15 protein-coding genes and 1 tRNA gene are annotated in these 14,475 nt (G+C 62.7%); 4 read left to right on the top strand and 12 right to left on the bottom strand.

What is annotated here, in order from left to right; translation table 11 throughout:
- The first annotated feature begins 28 nt into the window (after nt 1-28).
- On the top strand, nt 29-349 hold the full coding sequence (gene trxA, locus AC1RQ5_RS03825; RefSeq protein WP_398478372.1) for a thioredoxin: 321 nt from the start codon (nt 29-31) through the stop codon (nt 347-349).
- 183 nt (nt 350-532) lie between these two features.
- Here the strand turns inward: trxA and AC1RQ5_RS03820 are convergent, their stop codons facing one another.
- The 12 genes from AC1RQ5_RS03820 to aroA form a co-directional block, all read right to left on the bottom strand.
- Complete coding sequence (locus AC1RQ5_RS03820; RefSeq protein WP_493197138.1) at nt 533-1,273, bottom strand: metallophosphoesterase family protein; 741 nt, start codon at nt 1,271-1,273, stop codon at nt 533-535.
- 160 nt (nt 1,274-1,433) lie between these two features.
- The gene (locus tag AC1RQ5_RS03815) at nt 1,434-2,762 is read right to left on the bottom strand and encodes a bifunctional folylpolyglutamate synthase/dihydrofolate synthase (RefSeq protein ID WP_493197137.1); all 1,329 of its coding nucleotides are present in this window, start codon (nt 2,760-2,762) and stop codon (nt 1,434-1,436) included.
- Nucleotides 2,759-3,682 (bottom strand): acetyl-CoA carboxylase, carboxyltransferase subunit beta, encoded by a 924-nt coding sequence (gene accD, locus AC1RQ5_RS03810; RefSeq protein WP_493197136.1) that lies wholly within the window; start codon nt 3,680-3,682, stop codon nt 2,759-2,761. The genes AC1RQ5_RS03815 and accD overlap by 4 nt, the downstream gene beginning before the upstream one ends.
- Nucleotides 3,683-3,787: 105 nt before the next feature.
- Entirely contained in the window at nt 3,788-4,621 is an 834-nt protein-coding gene (gene trpA / locus AC1RQ5_RS03805; protein ID WP_493197135.1) for a tryptophan synthase subunit alpha, read from the bottom strand.
- Between the two features lie 430 nt (nt 4,622-5,051).
- Nucleotides 5,052-6,266, bottom strand: coding sequence for a tryptophan synthase subunit beta (trpB, locus tag AC1RQ5_RS03800; protein WP_493197134.1), 1,215 nt, complete (start codon nt 6,264-6,266; stop codon nt 5,052-5,054).
- Nucleotides 6,266-6,919: a phosphoribosylanthranilate isomerase gene (locus tag AC1RQ5_RS03795; protein WP_493197133.1), complete on the bottom strand. Its 654-nt coding sequence runs from the start codon at nt 6,917-6,919 to the stop codon at nt 6,266-6,268. Before AC1RQ5_RS03795 ends, trpB begins: the two co-directional genes overlap by 1 nt.
- Before the next feature lie 78 nt (nt 6,920-6,997).
- Nucleotides 6,998-7,390, bottom strand: a complete 393-nt coding sequence (locus AC1RQ5_RS03790; protein ID WP_398484829.1) for a LapA family protein — start codon at nt 7,388-7,390, stop codon at nt 6,998-7,000.
- Nucleotides 7,391-7,455: 65 nt separating this feature from the next.
- The gene (locus AC1RQ5_RS03785) at nt 7,456-7,782 is read right to left on the bottom strand and encodes an integration host factor subunit beta (protein WP_398484831.1); all 327 of its coding nucleotides are present in this window, start codon (nt 7,780-7,782) and stop codon (nt 7,456-7,458) included.
- 185 nt (nt 7,783-7,967) lie between these two features.
- Nucleotides 7,968-8,942 carry a signal peptide peptidase SppA gene (sppA, locus tag AC1RQ5_RS03780; protein WP_493197132.1) on the bottom strand — a complete coding sequence of 325 codons (975 nt, stop codon included), beginning with the start codon at nt 8,940-8,942 and terminating at the stop codon, nt 7,968-7,970.
- Between the two features lie 413 nt (nt 8,943-9,355).
- On the bottom strand, nt 9,356-11,056 hold the full coding sequence (rpsA, locus tag AC1RQ5_RS03775) for a 30S ribosomal protein S1 (RefSeq protein WP_493197131.1): 1,701 nt from the start codon (nt 11,054-11,056) through the stop codon (nt 9,356-9,358).
- Nucleotides 11,057-11,319: 263 nt separating this feature from the next.
- Nucleotides 11,320-11,958 (bottom strand): (d)CMP kinase, encoded by a 639-nt coding sequence (gene cmk / locus AC1RQ5_RS03770; RefSeq protein WP_398484534.1) that lies wholly within the window; start codon nt 11,956-11,958, stop codon nt 11,320-11,322.
- Nucleotides 11,959-11,997: 39 nt separating this feature from the next.
- A complete protein-coding gene (gene aroA / locus AC1RQ5_RS03765) occupies nt 11,998-13,347 on the bottom strand; it encodes a 3-phosphoshikimate 1-carboxyvinyltransferase (RefSeq protein ID WP_493197130.1) in 1,350 nt (449 codons plus the stop codon).
- Nucleotides 13,348-13,496: 149 nt separating this feature from the next.
- Here aroA and AC1RQ5_RS03760 point away from each other — a divergent pair, with 149 nt between their 5' ends.
- The 3 genes from AC1RQ5_RS03760 (at nt 13,497) to AC1RQ5_RS03750 (ending at nt 14,472) form a co-directional block, all read left to right on the top strand.
- On the top strand, nt 13,497-13,901 hold the full coding sequence (locus AC1RQ5_RS03760) for a TIGR02300 family protein (protein WP_398484529.1): 405 nt from the start codon (nt 13,497-13,499) through the stop codon (nt 13,899-13,901).
- A gap of 89 nt (nt 13,902-13,990) precedes the next feature.
- A tRNA-Ala gene (locus AC1RQ5_RS03755) sits at nt 13,991-14,066 on the top strand.
- A 166-nt stretch (nt 14,067-14,232) separates the two neighbouring features.
- Nucleotides 14,233-14,472 carry a GIY-YIG nuclease family protein gene (locus tag AC1RQ5_RS03750; protein ID WP_493197129.1) on the top strand — a complete coding sequence of 80 codons (240 nt, stop codon included), beginning with the start codon at nt 14,233-14,235 and terminating at the stop codon, nt 14,470-14,472.
- Nucleotides 14,473-14,475 lie beyond the last annotated feature (3 nt).

Here is a 14,475-nt window from a genome sequence, read left to right as displayed (position 1 = left end):
TTTACTGGACAGGACGAGGATCAAGACCATGGCCGTTGGCAAGGTGACAGACGCCGATTTCGAAGCGGAAGTGCTCAAGGCGACCGGCCCGGTCGTGATCGATTTCTGGGCCGAATGGTGCGGCCCCTGCCGCATGATTGCCCCGGCGCTGGACGAAATCTCGGCCGCCATGGGCGAGAAGGTGACCATCCTGAAGCTGAACGTCGACGAGAACCCGAAGACCGCGTCGAAATATGGCGTGATGTCGATCCCGACGCTGATGATCTTCAAGGGCGGCGAAATGGCCTCCCGCCAGGTCGGCGCCGCGCCGAAGGCAAAGCTGCAGCAGTGGATTTCGTCGGCGGTGTAAGCTGAGACGGATGTGAGTTTGCGGAACGGCCGGTGACGATGTCGCCGGCCGTTTTTGTTTATACTCCGCCCCTCATCCTGAGGAGCCGCGCAGCGGCGTCTCGAAGGATGGCCGCAAACTCCGAGCCAGTCCATCTCATGGTTCGAGACGGCGCTCCGCGCCTCCTCACCATGAGGGGCGGAGTTACCTGATCCACCCCGTCGCCAAGGCGCTGGCCCAGGCCAGGCTCTCGTTCTGCCGCGCCAGTGTCGCCATCGCGTCGTGATCGTACGACACTTGCCGGAATGTCACGTCCCAGCGATCTCCGCGCTTCTCGATGATCGCGTAGCACGCATCTGGTGTGCCGACTTCGAGCACATGAGGAAATGGCGTGATATCGCGATAGCCGGGACCGCCGACGCTGCCGGGATTGACGATCATGCGTCCGTCGCGAAGCCGCACGGACCGCGCGATATGTGTGTGGGCGCAGAGGATCAGCGATTGCGTGATGCCGGCGGCCTTGGCCTCGATGCTCTCGATCGCGGCCATATGAACCACGCCCTCGGGCGTCACCGCTTCCATCCAGTAGGTGTTGTCGTCATCGGGCGTGGCATGCACGCAATAGACCTCGTTGCGATAGATCGCGCTAAACGGCAATGCGCGCAGCCACTCCATCTGTGCCGAGGTGAGTTGGCTATGAGCGAGGCGATCCGACGGATACATCTGATCCAGCGTATAGTCGGTGACGTAACGATCGTGATTGCCGCGCACGCAGACGGCATTCATGCCCATCATGATCTCGACGGTGCGATGGGCATCGAGCGGGCCGGAGACCATGTCGCCAAGATTGACGATCTCGGTAAGCCCTTGAGCCCTGATATCAGCGAGCACGGCTTCGAGAGCGAGATAGTTGCCGTGGACATCGGCAAGAACGGCGAAACGCATGAAGACTCCTGAGCGTGAAGTTACGCCAGATACCATGCAGGTAGCATGCCGTTCTCCACAAACTCCATATGTCGTCACCCGGCTTGACCGGGTGACCCAGTACACACCGCACTATCAGTGTTTGCTGGATCGCCCGGACAAGCCGGGCGATGACAGAGAGTTACGCCGGTAGCGTGCCGTTTTCCGCAAGCACATGGCCGGCGAGATAGAGCGAGCCGCCAATCAGCACGCGCGGCGGCACTTCATAGGCGAGACGCCGCAGCGATTGCAGCGCAGCGCTGGCGCTCTCCGCCGTCTCGACGCGCATGCCGAGCGCGCGTCCGGCATCGGCTAACGTCGCGACCGGCATGGCACCGGCGCGATCGGGAATCGGCACGGCGATGATGTGCCGCGTGAGACCGGCGAAATTCGCGAGGAAGCCTGTCGCATCCTTGTTGGCCATCATGCCGACGATGACGACCAGCGGACGCGGCACGCGCTCTTCGAGATCGCCCAGCGCCTCGGCGATGACACGGCCGCCTTCGGCATTGTGGCCGCCATCGAGCCAGAGCTCGGACTCATCGGGTGCAAGTGGCAGCAGCTTGCCGGAGGTGAGCCGCTGCATGCGCGCGGGCCATTCGGCCGCAGCGACACCGCGCTCGTAGATGGAGGGATCGAACTTGAATTGAGGCAGCGCACGCAGCGTCGCGATGGCCAGGCCGGCATTGCCGAACTGATGGCGGCCGAACAGGCGCGGGGCCGCCAGATCCATCAAGCCGCGCTCATCCTGATAGACGAGACGGCCGCGCTCGACGCTGATGTGCCATTCCTGCCCGGCGCTGTGCGTCGGCGCATGCTGTTTTCGCGCCTGCGCTGCGAGGACCGTGGCGACTGCAGGCGGCTGCTCGCCGATGACCACCGGCACCCGGCGCTTGATGATGCCGGCTTTCTCCGTCGCGATCTTCTCAACGGTGTCGCCGAGAAAATCGGTGTGGTCGATGGCGATGGGCGTGATGACGGAGGCGACCGGCGCCTCGATCACATTGGTGGCGTCGAGCCGGCCACCGAGGCCGACTTCGAGCAGCAGCACATCGGCCGGATGGCTGGCGAAGATGTGGAACGCCACCGCCGTCTCCGCCTCGAACAGCGTGATCGGCGCTCCGGCATTGACGTTTTCGACATAGGCAAAGGCATCGCGCAGATCGCCATCGCTCACCAGCATGCCGCCGAGGCGGATGCTCTCGTTCATGCGGACAAGATGCGGGGAGGTATAGACGTGGACGCCGAGGCCAGCCGCTTCGAGGATCGCGCGGAGATAGGCGATGGTCGAACCCTTGCCGTTGGTGCCGGCGACATGAATCACCGGCGGCAAGCGGCGCTCGGGATTGCCGAGCTGCGCCATCAGGCGCGCCATACGCTCCAGCGACAGATCGATCGTGTTCGGATGCAAGGCGGAGAGTCGCGCCAGAATATCGCCGAGCGGCGATGATGTCGGCGCGGTCTCGCTCACGCTTGCGGAGCCGGCACCGCGTCGGGCGCTACGGCGATCTGCTCGGGCAGGACGCGCGGCGCGGCTTCGACAGCCGGCGCCTTGGTGAGCAGGCGGCACAGACGCGCCAGCGTCGGCTTCAGGTCATGGCGATGCACGACCATGTCGACCATGCCGTGATCGCGCAGATATTCGGCGCGTTGGAAACCCTCGGGGAGCTTTTCACGGATGGTCTGTTCGATCACGCGCGCGCCGGCAAAGCCGATCAGCGCGCCGGGCTCGGCGATCTGCACATCGCCCAGCATCGCATAGGAGGCCGTGACGCCACCGGTGGTCGGATTGGTCAGCACGACGATGTAAGGCAGTTTGGCCTCGCGCAGCATCTGCACGCCCACGGTGGTGCGCGGCAGCTGCATCAGCGACAGGATGCCTTCCTGCATGCGCGCGCCGCCAGACGCGGCGAACACGATGAAGGGTGACTTCTTCTCGACGGCGAGTTCGAGGCCACGGACCAGCGCTTCGCCAGCCGCCATGCCGAGCGAGCCGCCCATGAAATCGAAATCCTGCACGGCGACAACGGTGCCCATGCCTTCGAGCTTGCCGTAGCCGACCTTCACCGAGTCGGTCATCCCGGTCTTGGTGCGGGCGTCCTTGATGCGGTCGACATATTTGCGCTCGTCGCGGAATTTCAGCGGATCGGCGACCACGTCGGGCAGCGCCACGTCGTACCAGGTCTCGTTGTCGAACACCGACTTCAGGCGCGCGGTGGCGCCCATGCGCATGTGATAGTTCGAGCCGGGAATGACGAACTGATTGCTCTCGACGTCCTTGTAGAACACCAGCTGGCCGGTATCCGGACATTTGATCCAGAGATTCTCCGGCGTCTCGCGCCGCAGGATGTTGCGGATTTTTGGACGGACGACATTGGTGAGCCAGTTCATTTTAGTCTCCGCGTCGCGTGGATCGGGCGTCGCTGTTCATATTCATATGGCGGCTGGGGCCGAGCCCGGCAACCGCGGTTCCGCCCGGTTAGGGGCCAATTCGGCTTATTCTGCGGCCTGCTTCGCGCCGCGGACACCCGCAGCGAGTGCTGCAGTCAGATCCGCAACCGCCGAGACGGTCTTCGCCGTCGCCTTGCCGTCCGCATCCAGCGAGCCCTTGAGGGCATCGATCAGCGCCGTGCCGACCACCGCGCCATTGGCGTGGCTGGCGATCGCCTGGGCGGCTTCCGGGGTGCGGATGCCGAAGCCGACGCAGACCGGCAGTTTGGTGTGGCGCTTGATGCGCGCCACCGCGGTGCCGACGGCCGACGCATCGGCGGCCGCAGCACCAGTGATACCGGTGACGGAGACGTAATAGACAAAACCCGACGTGTTCGCGAGCACGGCCGGCAGGCGCTTGTCGTCGGTGGTCGGCGTTGCGAGGCGGATGAAGTTGAGGCCGGCCTTCATCGCGGGGATGCAGAGCTCGTTATCTTCTTCCGGCGGCAGATCGACGATGATCAGGCCATCGACGCCGGCGTCCTTGGCATCGGGCAGGAATTTATCGACGCCATAGATATAGATCGGATTGTAGTAGCCCATCAGCACGATGGGCGTCTTGTCGTCTGAGCTACGGAAATCGCGCACCAGCTGCAGCGTCTTGCGCAGGGTCGTGCCGGCTTGCAGGGCGCGCAGGCCCGCAGCCTGGATCGAAGGGCCATCGGCCATCGGATCGGTGAAGGGCATGCCGAGTTCGATGATATCAGCGCCGGCCTTCGGGAGCGCCTTTACGATCTCCAGCGCGGTGGCGAGATCGGGATCGCCGGCCATGACGAACGTGACGAAAGCCGAACGGCCTTCGGCTTTGAGTTCGGCGAAACGGGTATCGATGCGGGTCATTTCAGTTTTACCCAACCTGGTGTCGTCTCAAGTTTCTTACTTGAAGGATATGATAGCTGGCAGCTGCCTGAAGGTGCAGTTCCGATTATCTCAGATTTAAAAGAGTATTCCGTGTGAGCCAGTGGTTCTAGCTTTACGACCAAGCTTGCAAGCACACTTAGGGTATCTCCACTCAGACGATAGCATTCGACACCCACGGTATTTTCCCGGTTCGACTTGTTCACGAGAAGAACCTTGAGCTCGTTGGTACTACCGCATTTGTGGTCGTGATCCCCCAAGCGTCTGAAGCAGGTGAGAACAAGAATGACCCCGTCTCGGCTGTACCAGGCTCCCGTTGGATTTCCGCTCTGATCGAAAGCGGCCAGGCCGCGCGATACCATTCCGGCATACAGGGTAAGAACAAGAATTCCCTGCATTCCAAGAATGCGTATCATGCCCGGCCCTTCAGAATATCGCCCACCTGCGGGACGTCCTTGTCGCCGCGGCCGGAGAGGTTGACGACCATCAGGTGATCCTTCGGCAGTGTCGGCGCGAGTTCGCTCACTTTGGCGAGCGCATGCGCCGGCTCCAGCGCCGGGATGATGCCTTCGAGTTTCGACAGCAGCTGGAATGCCGCCAATGCTTCTTCATCCGTCGCCGAGAGATACTTCACGCGACCGATCGAATGCAGCCAGGAATGCTCCGGCCCGATGCCGGGATAATCGAGACCGGCGGAGATCGAATGGCCTTCCTGGATCTGGCCGTCTTCGTCCATCAGCAGATAGGTGCGGTTACCATGCAGAACGCCTGGACGACCGCCCGCGATCGATGCGGCATGCAGGCCGGTGAGGCCGTGGCCGGCGGCTTCGACGCCGTAGATATCGACGGACGTGTCGTCGAGGAACGGATGGAAGAGGCCCATCGCATTGGAGCCGCCGCCGATACAGGCGATCAGCGAATCCGGCAGGCGGCCTTCGATCTCCTGCATCTGCACCTTGGTCTCGTCGCCGATGATCGACTGGAAGTCGCGCACCATCATCGGATAGGGATGCGGGCCGGCGACGGTGCCGATGCAATAGAACGTGTTGTGCACATTGGTGACCCAATCGCGCATCGCCTCGTTCATGGCGTCCTTCAGCGTGCGCGCACCGACCTGCACCGGCACCACCTTGGCGCCGAGCATTTCCATGCGGATCACATTGGGCTGCTGACGTTCGACGTCCACGGCGCCCATATAGACGATGCATTCGAGGCCGAAGCGCGCGCACAGCGTCGCCGTCGCCACGCCATGCTGGCCGGCGCCGGTCTCGGCGATGATGCGCTTCTTGCCCATGCGGCGCGCGACCATGATCTGGCCGAGCACATTGTTCACCTTGTGCGAACCGGTGTGATTGAGCTCTTCGCGCTTCAGATAAATCTTCGCGCCACCGAGATGCTCGGTGAGGCGCTCGGCGAAATACAGCGGCGACGGACGGCCGACATAGGCCTTCAGATAGCCGTCCATCTCCTTACGGAAGGCCGGATCGGCTTTCGCATCCTCATAGGCCTTCTGCAGATCGAGGATCAACGGCATCAGGGTTTCGGCGACGAAGCGGCCGCCAAAGATGCCGAAATGGCCGGTCTCGTCGGGGCCGGTCCGATAGGAGTTTGGGATCGCAGTCGTCATCAGGTCGCCAGCTCTTCCGTTGCGCGCGCGGCGCGGATGAAATTGCGGATCATCTCGGGATCCTTGATGCCCGGCGCGCTTTCCACGCCGGACGAAATATCGACGCCACCGGCGCGCGTGATCCGCACGGCCTCGGCGACATTCTCTGCATTCAATCCACCCGACACCATGAAGGGTAGTTTGAGATCGAGCCCTTCGAGCAAGTGCCAGTCAAACACAGCACCGAGACCACCGGGACGCGTGGCGTCTTTCGGAGCCTTGGCATCGAACAGGATGCGATCGCAGACGGCAGCATAGCCGGGCAGCGCGGCGAGATCGGCCGCAGTCTCCACGGCGATCGCCTTCATCACGGGCAGCCCGAACTTCTGCCTGATGTCGCGAATGCGGGCGACGCTTTCCTTGCCATGCAGCTGCAGGATCTGCGGACGCAGCGCCTCGATGCTGTTGGCCAGCAATGCGTCATCGGCATCCACGGACAGCGCGACCTTCACGGCCTTCTTCGCCTTCCGGCCGAGCTTCTCGGCCATATCGAGCGAGACATGCCGCGGCGACGGCGGAAAGAACACGAAGCCCACCATATCGGCGCCAGCGAGCAGAGCCGCGTCGAGCGTCTCCGGCGTGGACAGGCCGCATATTTTGACGGTCAGGGGCATGCTCTCAACGGGCCACTGCGAACAGGGAAAGGTGAAACGGACAGGCGGCGCCGGCAATGGCGCGCATCCGGGCGGGTTCTACAACGTCGCGCCGGCCTTGTCTCGCTCGCCGGCCGCATAGCCGGGCGCTGGCAGGCCCGGTACTGGCCTCTGGGTGGTCGCCCGTGCTGTTGCCATCTCGGCGCGGAGATCGGCCAGCTCACTCCTTGCACGGCGCGCATCGGCCTCATGCTGGCGCGCGGCGCGGCGCCAATGGCGCTGCCTGATCCAGGTGGCGGTACCGCCTGCGATGACGCCGAGAATGGCGACCACGATCAGCACCACAAACAGGGGCAATGTCGCACCGATGGAAGGATCAGCGCTGTTGAATGGATCGAAGGAGACCGTCACCAGATGGCGATTGGCAACGGCGAAGACAATGAAAAGGATTGCGACGGGGATGACGACCAGAGCCGTGAGGAATTTGCGCATCGAGATCTCTCACGTAGCAGTGAAGCGAGACGAAAACCGCCCCGCCCATCGCGAGCCGAGCCCGCTTAGGAGGCGCTGGCTTCCGATGCCTGGGCCGGCGCCGGCGCAGACGGGTCGCGATTCAGGCGCTCGCGCATTTCCTTGCCGGTCTTGAAGAACGGCACGCTCTTCTGATCGACCGGAACATGCTCACCGGTGCGCGGATTGCGGCCTGCACGCGCCGGACGATGCTTCACAGAGAAAGCACCAAAACCGCGCAGCTCGACCCGATCACCGCGCGCGAGGGCTGCGACGATTTCGTCGAGGATCGCATTCACGATGTTCTCCACATCCCGCTGGTACAGATGCGGGTTGTGTTCAGCGATGCGTTGGACGAGTTCGGATTTGATCATCGAGACGTTGGGCTATGAATTGGAGGCTGCATTTCCGTGAAAAAGTGCTGAGCTGTCAAGTCGCTAAATGACGGATGACTGCCCGGAAAGTGCGTGACAATTGCTCCAAAAGACGCTTGGCCGCCTGCTCGCAGTGCGGAACAGCGGGTTGCGGGCAGACTGCGTGACATCTTCTGGATTCAGACTCAGTTCAGCGACACCGGACGCCACAGCGCCAGCATGCCGTCGAGACCCATACCATCGATGGCTTGCGCAAAACCGCCCTGCTCCACCTGACGTGCGATGGACGACAGGCCTACCGCGTCCAGCGTGACCGAAGTGGCTGCCCGCAGGAAAGTGAGATCGCCGAATTTCGGCGACAGTTTGTAATCCCGCACCGGCAGATCGCTCTTGATCTTCTTTTCAGCCACCAGCCACGCCACCGCCGTCTTCTCGTCGCCGATCTGGTCGATCAGCTTGAGGCCAATCGCCTGACGCCCGGTGAACACACGGCCGTCGGCCACTTTCTCGATCTGCACGTCATCCATGGCGCGGCGGTTCTGCACGAGGCCGCGGAACCAGGTGTAGTTATCCTTCACCAGCACTTCCAATGCGGCGCGGGCTTCCGGCGAGGGCTCATCGACGCCATTCGGCGCCGCCTTCAGCGGCGAGGATTTCACTTCCTCGAGTTTGACGCCGACGGTCTTCATCAGGCCGCTGAGCACGGGAAACTGCACCAGCACGCCGATGGAGCCGACCATCGATGTCTGCCGCGCAATGATCTGATCCGAGGCGAGGGCTGCGATATAGGCGCCGGAGGCGGCGACACCTTCGACCATGACGACCATCGGCTTCTTGGCTTTCAGGCGCATCAGCGCGTCGTAGAGCTGCTCGGAACCTGCGACCGTGCCGCCGGGCGAATTGATCTGCACGATGACGGCAGCCGCTGACGACTTCTCCAGCCGCTCCAGCGCCTCGATGCGCTCATTGTTGCTCTGGATCAGCCCTTCGATCTTGATGCGCGCGATGGCGCCGGAGGACGCCTGTGTTCCCGAACGCGTCGCATAGAGGCCGCCTGCGACAATGGCGACCACTACCACGAGCACCGCAATGGTCCGCCAGAAGGTCAGCTTGCGGCGCAGCCGGCGGCGATCGACGATCACATCGGAATCAAGCGACATGCGGGGCTCCTGAACTTCGGCGGGACGGTATCAATCGTCTGCGCAGACTTTACGTGGGGTTTCTCGAATACCTCAATTGCGAGGCAATATGAAGAAAACAAGGTGATGGGGGTGTTGCGGCTTGCCTCCGCACCCTCATGGTGAGGAGCGGCCGCTTGGCCGCGTCTCCAACCATGAGATGGCTGGGCGCCGAGCATGCCGCCATCCCACTCGATTGTCATCGCCCGCCCTGGCGCGCAATTGCGCGCTTGGAGCCGGCGATCCAGTACACGGCGACGGCCGTGATTGATCTCAGGCGGGCGTGTCTACTGGGTCGCCCGCTTTTGCGGGCGACGACAAATAGAGCCTGCCCAAAACAAAAAGGGCCCCGGCAATGCCGGAGCCCCGATTTGTCGCAGCAAATAAGCCTGAGCTTACTTGTCGCCGCTCTGCTTGAGCGCCTTGCCGAGAATGTCGCCCAGGGTCGCGCCCGAATCCGACGAACCGTAGGTCGCGATCGCTTCCTTCTCTTCGGCCACTTCGAGCGCCTTGATCGACACCTGGACCTTGCGGGCCTTCTTGTCGAACTGGATCACGCGGGCATCGACCTTCTCGCCGACGGCGAAACGCTCAGCGCGCTGGTCGTTGCGGTCACGCGCGAGTTCCGAGCGCTTGATGAAGGTCGTGAAGTCGGTGCCGGCGATCTGGACGTCGATACCCGAGTCCTTCACGTCGATCACTTCGCAGGTCACGACAGCGCCCTTCTTGACGTCGCCCGGCTCTGCGAAGGGGTCGCCTTCGAGCTGCTTGACGCCGAGCGAGATGCGCTCCTTCTCGACATCCACATCGAGAACGATCGCCTTGACGACATCGCCCTTCTTGAAGTTGTCGATGACCTGTTCACCCGGCTGCTTCCAGTCGAGATCCGACAGATGGACCATGCCGTCCACGTCGCCATCGAGACCCAGGAACAGACCGAACTCGGTCTTGTTCTTGACTTCGCCTTCCACGGTCGCACCGACCGGGAACTTCTCGACGAACACTTCCCACGGATTGCGCATGGTCTGCTTGAGACCAAGCGAAATACGACGCTTGACGCTGTCGACCTCGAGCACCTGCACTTCGACTTCCTGCGAGGTCGAAACGATCTTGCCGGGGTGCATGTTCTTCTTGGTCCACGACATTTCCGAGACGTGGATCAGGCCTTCGATGCCCGGCTCCAGTTCGACGAATGCGCCGTAGTCGGTGATGTTGGTGACGCGACCCGAGAAGCGCGCGTTCAGCGGGTACTTCGCCTCGATGCCCTGCCACGGATCGTCGAGCAGCTGCTTCATGCCGAGCGAGATACGGTGGGTCTCGTGGTTGATCTTGATGATCTTGACCTTGACGGTCTGACCGATGGTGAGAACTTCGGTCGGGTGGTTGACGCGACGCCATGCGATGTCGGTGACATGCAGCAGGCCGTCGATGCCGCCGAGGTCAACGAACGCACCGTAATCGGTGATGTTCTTGACGACGCCGTCAATGACCTGACCCTCTTCGAGGTTCTGGACGAGTTCCTGACGCTGTTCAGCGCGGGTCTCTTCGAGAACGGTCCGACGCGACACGACGATATTGCCGCGGCGACGGTCCATCTTGAGGATCTGGAACGGCTGCGAGTTGTTCATCAGCGGAGCAACGTCGCGGATCGGACGGATGTCGACCTGCGAGCGCGGCAGGAAGGCCACGGCGCCGTCGAGATCGACGGTGAAGCCACCCTTGACCTGGTTGAAGATAACGCCGTTGACCTTCTCGTTGGCGTTGAACGCCTTTTCGAGCTTGCCCCAGCTTTCTTCACGGCGGGCCTTGTCGCGCGACAGCACGGCTTCGCCGAGTGCGTTCTCGATCCGGTCGAGGAACACCTCGACTTCGTCGCCGACCTTCAATTCGCTATCACGGCCGGGTCCTGCGAATTCACGCAGCGCCACGCGGCCTTCGGTCTTCAGGCCGACGTCGATGACGGCCATGTCCTTTTCAATCGCAACCACGATGCCCTTGATAACAGAGCTTTCCTGAAGGTTGCCGCCCGAGAAGGACTCGTCGAGCATCGCTGCGAAATCGTCGCGCGAGGGATTGTAGGAATCAATCGAAGCCATTGGTTCTCCAGATGCGGTATCTTGCCGGCCGTACGGGTTATGGGGCGTCTCGCGCGCGGAGGGTCAGGGGTCCGCAACCTCTGACGACCGCCTTGCATTGGAGGTGCAAAACGGGCCGGCAGCATGCCTTCACGATCGAGACGTGAGATGTCAGTGAATGTGTCCGGAGCCTGAAAAGCGTATCGCAGTTCAAGACCGGGAGCGGGCGCTCCTCCAATGACGGCGGCGGTTTTGCCTGGATGCCTCTCAGGACGAGAGGACGATCAGACCCGCTGCCGGCCCGCTCGGACGGCCTCGACAATATCGATGGCGGCCCGGACGCCGCCTTCTATATCCAAATTCGAATTATCCAGCAAGTAAGCATCTTCCGCGGGCTTCAAGGGCGCTACAGGGCGGTTCTGGTCGCGCTCGTCGCGCTTGAGGATGTCCGCCAGGACCAGCGCCTCATCGGCCGCCTCGCCACGCCCCTTGGCCTCCAGCGTGCGCCGGCGGGCGCGGACGACGGGATCGGCCACCACATAGATCTTCACGTCGGCGTCGGGGCAAATCACGGTTCCAATGTCGCGGCCATCGAGCACGGCGCCGGGCGGTTCCTCGGCGAAATGGCGCTGGAAGTTGAGCAACACCTCGCGAACGCGCGGAAAAGCCGAGACAATCGAGGCCGCGTCGCCGGATTCCTGGGTTTTCAGCAGCGGATTACCGAAATGCTCGGGATCGAGGCTTTCGGCGGCATGAACCGCTTCGATCTCGTTATGCAGATCGATGCCGCGCGACAGCAGCGCAAAGCCGACCGCGCGATACAGCACGCCGGTATCGAGATGACGGTAGCCATAATGCTTTGCCAGGCGCTTGCCGAGCGTGCCTTTACCGGAGGCGGCGGGTCCGTCGATGGCGATGATCATATGCGTGTCGGTACCTAGAGATGCGCCCTTACGGCGTATTTAAGCAAAATCCGCGCCCAGCCGGCGCATCATCGGGATGAAGTCGGGGAAGCTGGTGGCGATGAAGGTGGTGTCGTCGATGGTGACCGGCGCATCCGACGCGCAGCCCATGGCGAGGGCCGACATGGCGATGCGGTGATCCATATGGGTGGAAACGGTGCCGCCACCGGGGACACGGCCGGTGCCGTGAACGATCAGGTCGTCGCCGACGATCTCGACCTTGACGCCATTGACGCGGATCATCGCGGCGGTGGCTTCGAGGCGGTCGGACTCTTTTACGCGCAGCTCCTGCAAACCACGCATGATGGTGGTGCCCTCGGCGAAGGACGCCGCCACCGCCAGCACCAGATATTCGTCGATCATCGACGGCGCGCGCTCGGGCGGCACGTCGACGCCCTTGAGCTTCGATGCCTTGATACGGAACCTGGCCATCGGCTCGCCGGCATCGCCGCGGACATCGGTCTCTTCGATATCCGCCCCCATTTCGCGGAGCGTCGTGAACAGGCCGGTGCGCAGAGGATTGGTCATGACGTCGGTGAGCTCGATCTCCGAGCCCGGCGTGATCAGCGCCGCCACCATCGGAAAGGCGGCTGAGGACGGATCGGCCGGCACCACGACGTCGGCGCCCTTCAGCTCGGGCTGGCCGGTGAGCGTGATCTTGCGGCCGTGGGCGCCTTCCTTCTCGGAGACGATCTCGGCGCCGAAATGCTTGAGCATCAGCTCGGTGTGGTCGCGGCTGGCCTCTGACTCGATCACCGTGGTGGTGCCGGGGGCCGAGAGGCCGGCCAGCAGCACCGCGGACTTGATCTGCGCGGAAGCCACCGGCGTCTTGTAGACGATCGGCAGCGGATCACGGGCGCCCTGCAAGGTCAGCGGCAGCCGGCCACCTTCCTGGCAGTCCGTGACTTTTGCGCCCATCAGTTCCAGCGGATCGACGATGCGGCGCATCGGGCGGCTGCGCAGCGAGGCATCACCGTCGAATGTCACGGTGATCGGGCAACCGGCAACGGCGCCCATTACCAGGCGCGAGCCGGTGCCGGCATTGCCGAAATCCAGCGGCGCCTCCGGCTGGGCAAAGCCGGCGACACCTACGCCATTGACCTTCCACGCAAAATCGCCGGTCCGCTCGACCTTTGCGCCGAGCGCCTGCATCGCTTTGGCGGTATTCAGGACATCCTCGCCTTCGAGCAGGCCGGTGATCCGGGTTTCGCCGACCGCCAGCGCGCCGAGAATGAGCGCGCGATGCGAGATCGACTTGTCGCCGGGCACGCGTGCGGAACCGCGCAAAGCGCCGCTTTTGCGCGCTGTGAGAGGCGTCGGCTGGGCGGCGGATGTGTCTGGATGGCTCAAAATACTGTTCCCTTGCGCAAGCGGGCTCGTAGCATATGGGCCACGGCGCGTCACGCGGCCGTCACTCTCGTGCAAACCGCTATTGACAGGAGCGTCTCAACTAGCCAAGTGAAGCACCGTTTTTCAAGAAATCCCCAGGACACCTGCACGTGGCCAAATCCGACCTCGGAACCAAACGCATTTGCCCAACCACGGGCAAGAAGTTCTACGACCTCAACAAGACGCCGGTGATTTCGCCTTATACCGGTGAGGTGGTGCCGATCGCTCCTGTTGCTCCGCCCCGTGGCCGCGCCGCCGAGCGCGCTGCGTCGCCTGCGAACACGACGGACGAGAACGAGACCAACGAGAACGAAGAGTTGGTGTCGCTCGAGGAAGCCGATGCCGAGGAGAACACCGGCAAGAAGGCTGCCGTGCTGGAATCCGAGGACGACATCGAAGCCGACGATTCGGTTGATGATGATGACGACGATTCGACCTTCATCGCCGACGAGGACGAAGGCGACGACGACGTGACCGACATCATCGGCGACGTTGGCGGCGACGAAGAAAGTTAAGTGACAAGATCCTGACAAGGGTCTTGTGATCCACCCGAACATGTGGTTTGGGTTTGCCGCGCGACGCCGACCCAGGCCGTCGCGCTTCAGGGGCCATAGCTCAGCTGGGAGAGCGCTTGCATGGCATGCAAGAGGTCGGCGGTTCGATCCCGCCTGGCTCCACCACGCTTCGCCAAGTGGCTTCGCGTGGCGCAGCCGCGCAGAGCCTTTTGGCGAAGCGTGGTGTCCGGCGAAGCCCAAAGGGCGAAGACGGACTGAAATTGAAACTCCGTTTCTTTCTTTTTGACTGCCCTACCCGCTCTTCTTCCGACGATCCCAGGCGAACACCGTCATGTGGTACGTCTACATCATCCGGAGCATTCAGTTTCCTGAGCAGGAATATATTGGCGCGACTGCCGATCTGAAAAAGCGAATCGCTGAACACAACGCGGGCAGATCAGCGCACACGTCGAAGTTCATGCCGTGGGAGTTGGTGTGGTACTGCGCATTTCCGGATAAGCACCGTGCGCTCGCGTTTGAGAAATATCTGAAATCCCACTCCGGCCGCGCCTTTGCCAAGAAACGCCTCTGACGC

The sequence above is a fragment of the Tardiphaga sp. GW821-FHT12E02 genome (assembly GCF_058807155.1).
The sequence above is the reverse complement of the archived record's forward strand: the minus strand, read 5'-3'. Positions and strand labels throughout refer to the sequence as shown.

What these genes read in the sequence shown, in the direction of transcription:
- trxA (WP_398478372.1), top strand. Translation starts at nt 29, where the DNA reads ATGGCCGTTGGCAAGGTGACAGACGCCGATTTCGAAGCGGAAGTGCTC.
- AC1RQ5_RS03820 (WP_493197138.1), bottom strand. Translation starts at nt 1,273, where the DNA reads ATGCGTTTCGCCGTTCTTGCCGATGTCCACGGCAACTATCTCGCTCTC.
- accD (WP_493197136.1), bottom strand. Translation starts at nt 3,682, where the DNA reads ATGAACTGGCTCACCAATGTCGTCCGTCCAAAAATCCGCAACATCCTG.
- trpA (WP_493197135.1), bottom strand. Translation starts at nt 4,621, where the DNA reads ATGACCCGCATCGATACCCGTTTCGCCGAACTCAAAGCCGAAGGCCGT.
- trpB (WP_493197134.1), bottom strand. Translation starts at nt 6,266, where the DNA reads ATGACGACTGCGATCCCAAACTCCTATCGGACCGGCCCCGACGAGACC.
- AC1RQ5_RS03795 (WP_493197133.1), bottom strand. Translation starts at nt 6,919, where the DNA reads ATGCCCCTGACCGTCAAAATATGCGGCCTGTCCACGCCGGAGACGCTC.
- AC1RQ5_RS03790 (WP_398484829.1), bottom strand. Translation starts at nt 7,390, where the DNA reads ATGCGCAAATTCCTCACGGCTCTGGTCGTCATCCCCGTCGCAATCCTT.
- AC1RQ5_RS03785 (WP_398484831.1), bottom strand. Translation starts at nt 7,782, where the DNA reads ATGATCAAATCCGAACTCGTCCAACGCATCGCTGAACACAACCCGCAT.
- sppA (WP_493197132.1), bottom strand. Translation starts at nt 8,942, where the DNA reads ATGTCGCTTGATTCCGATGTGATCGTCGATCGCCGCCGGCTGCGCCGC.
- rpsA (WP_493197131.1), bottom strand. Translation starts at nt 11,056, where the DNA reads ATGGCTTCGATTGATTCCTACAATCCCTCGCGCGACGATTTCGCAGCG.
- cmk (WP_398484534.1), bottom strand. Translation starts at nt 11,958, where the DNA reads ATGATCATCGCCATCGACGGACCCGCCGCCTCCGGTAAAGGCACGCTC.
- AC1RQ5_RS03750 (WP_493197129.1), top strand. Translation starts at nt 14,233, where the DNA reads ATGTGGTACGTCTACATCATCCGGAGCATTCAGTTTCCTGAGCAGGAA.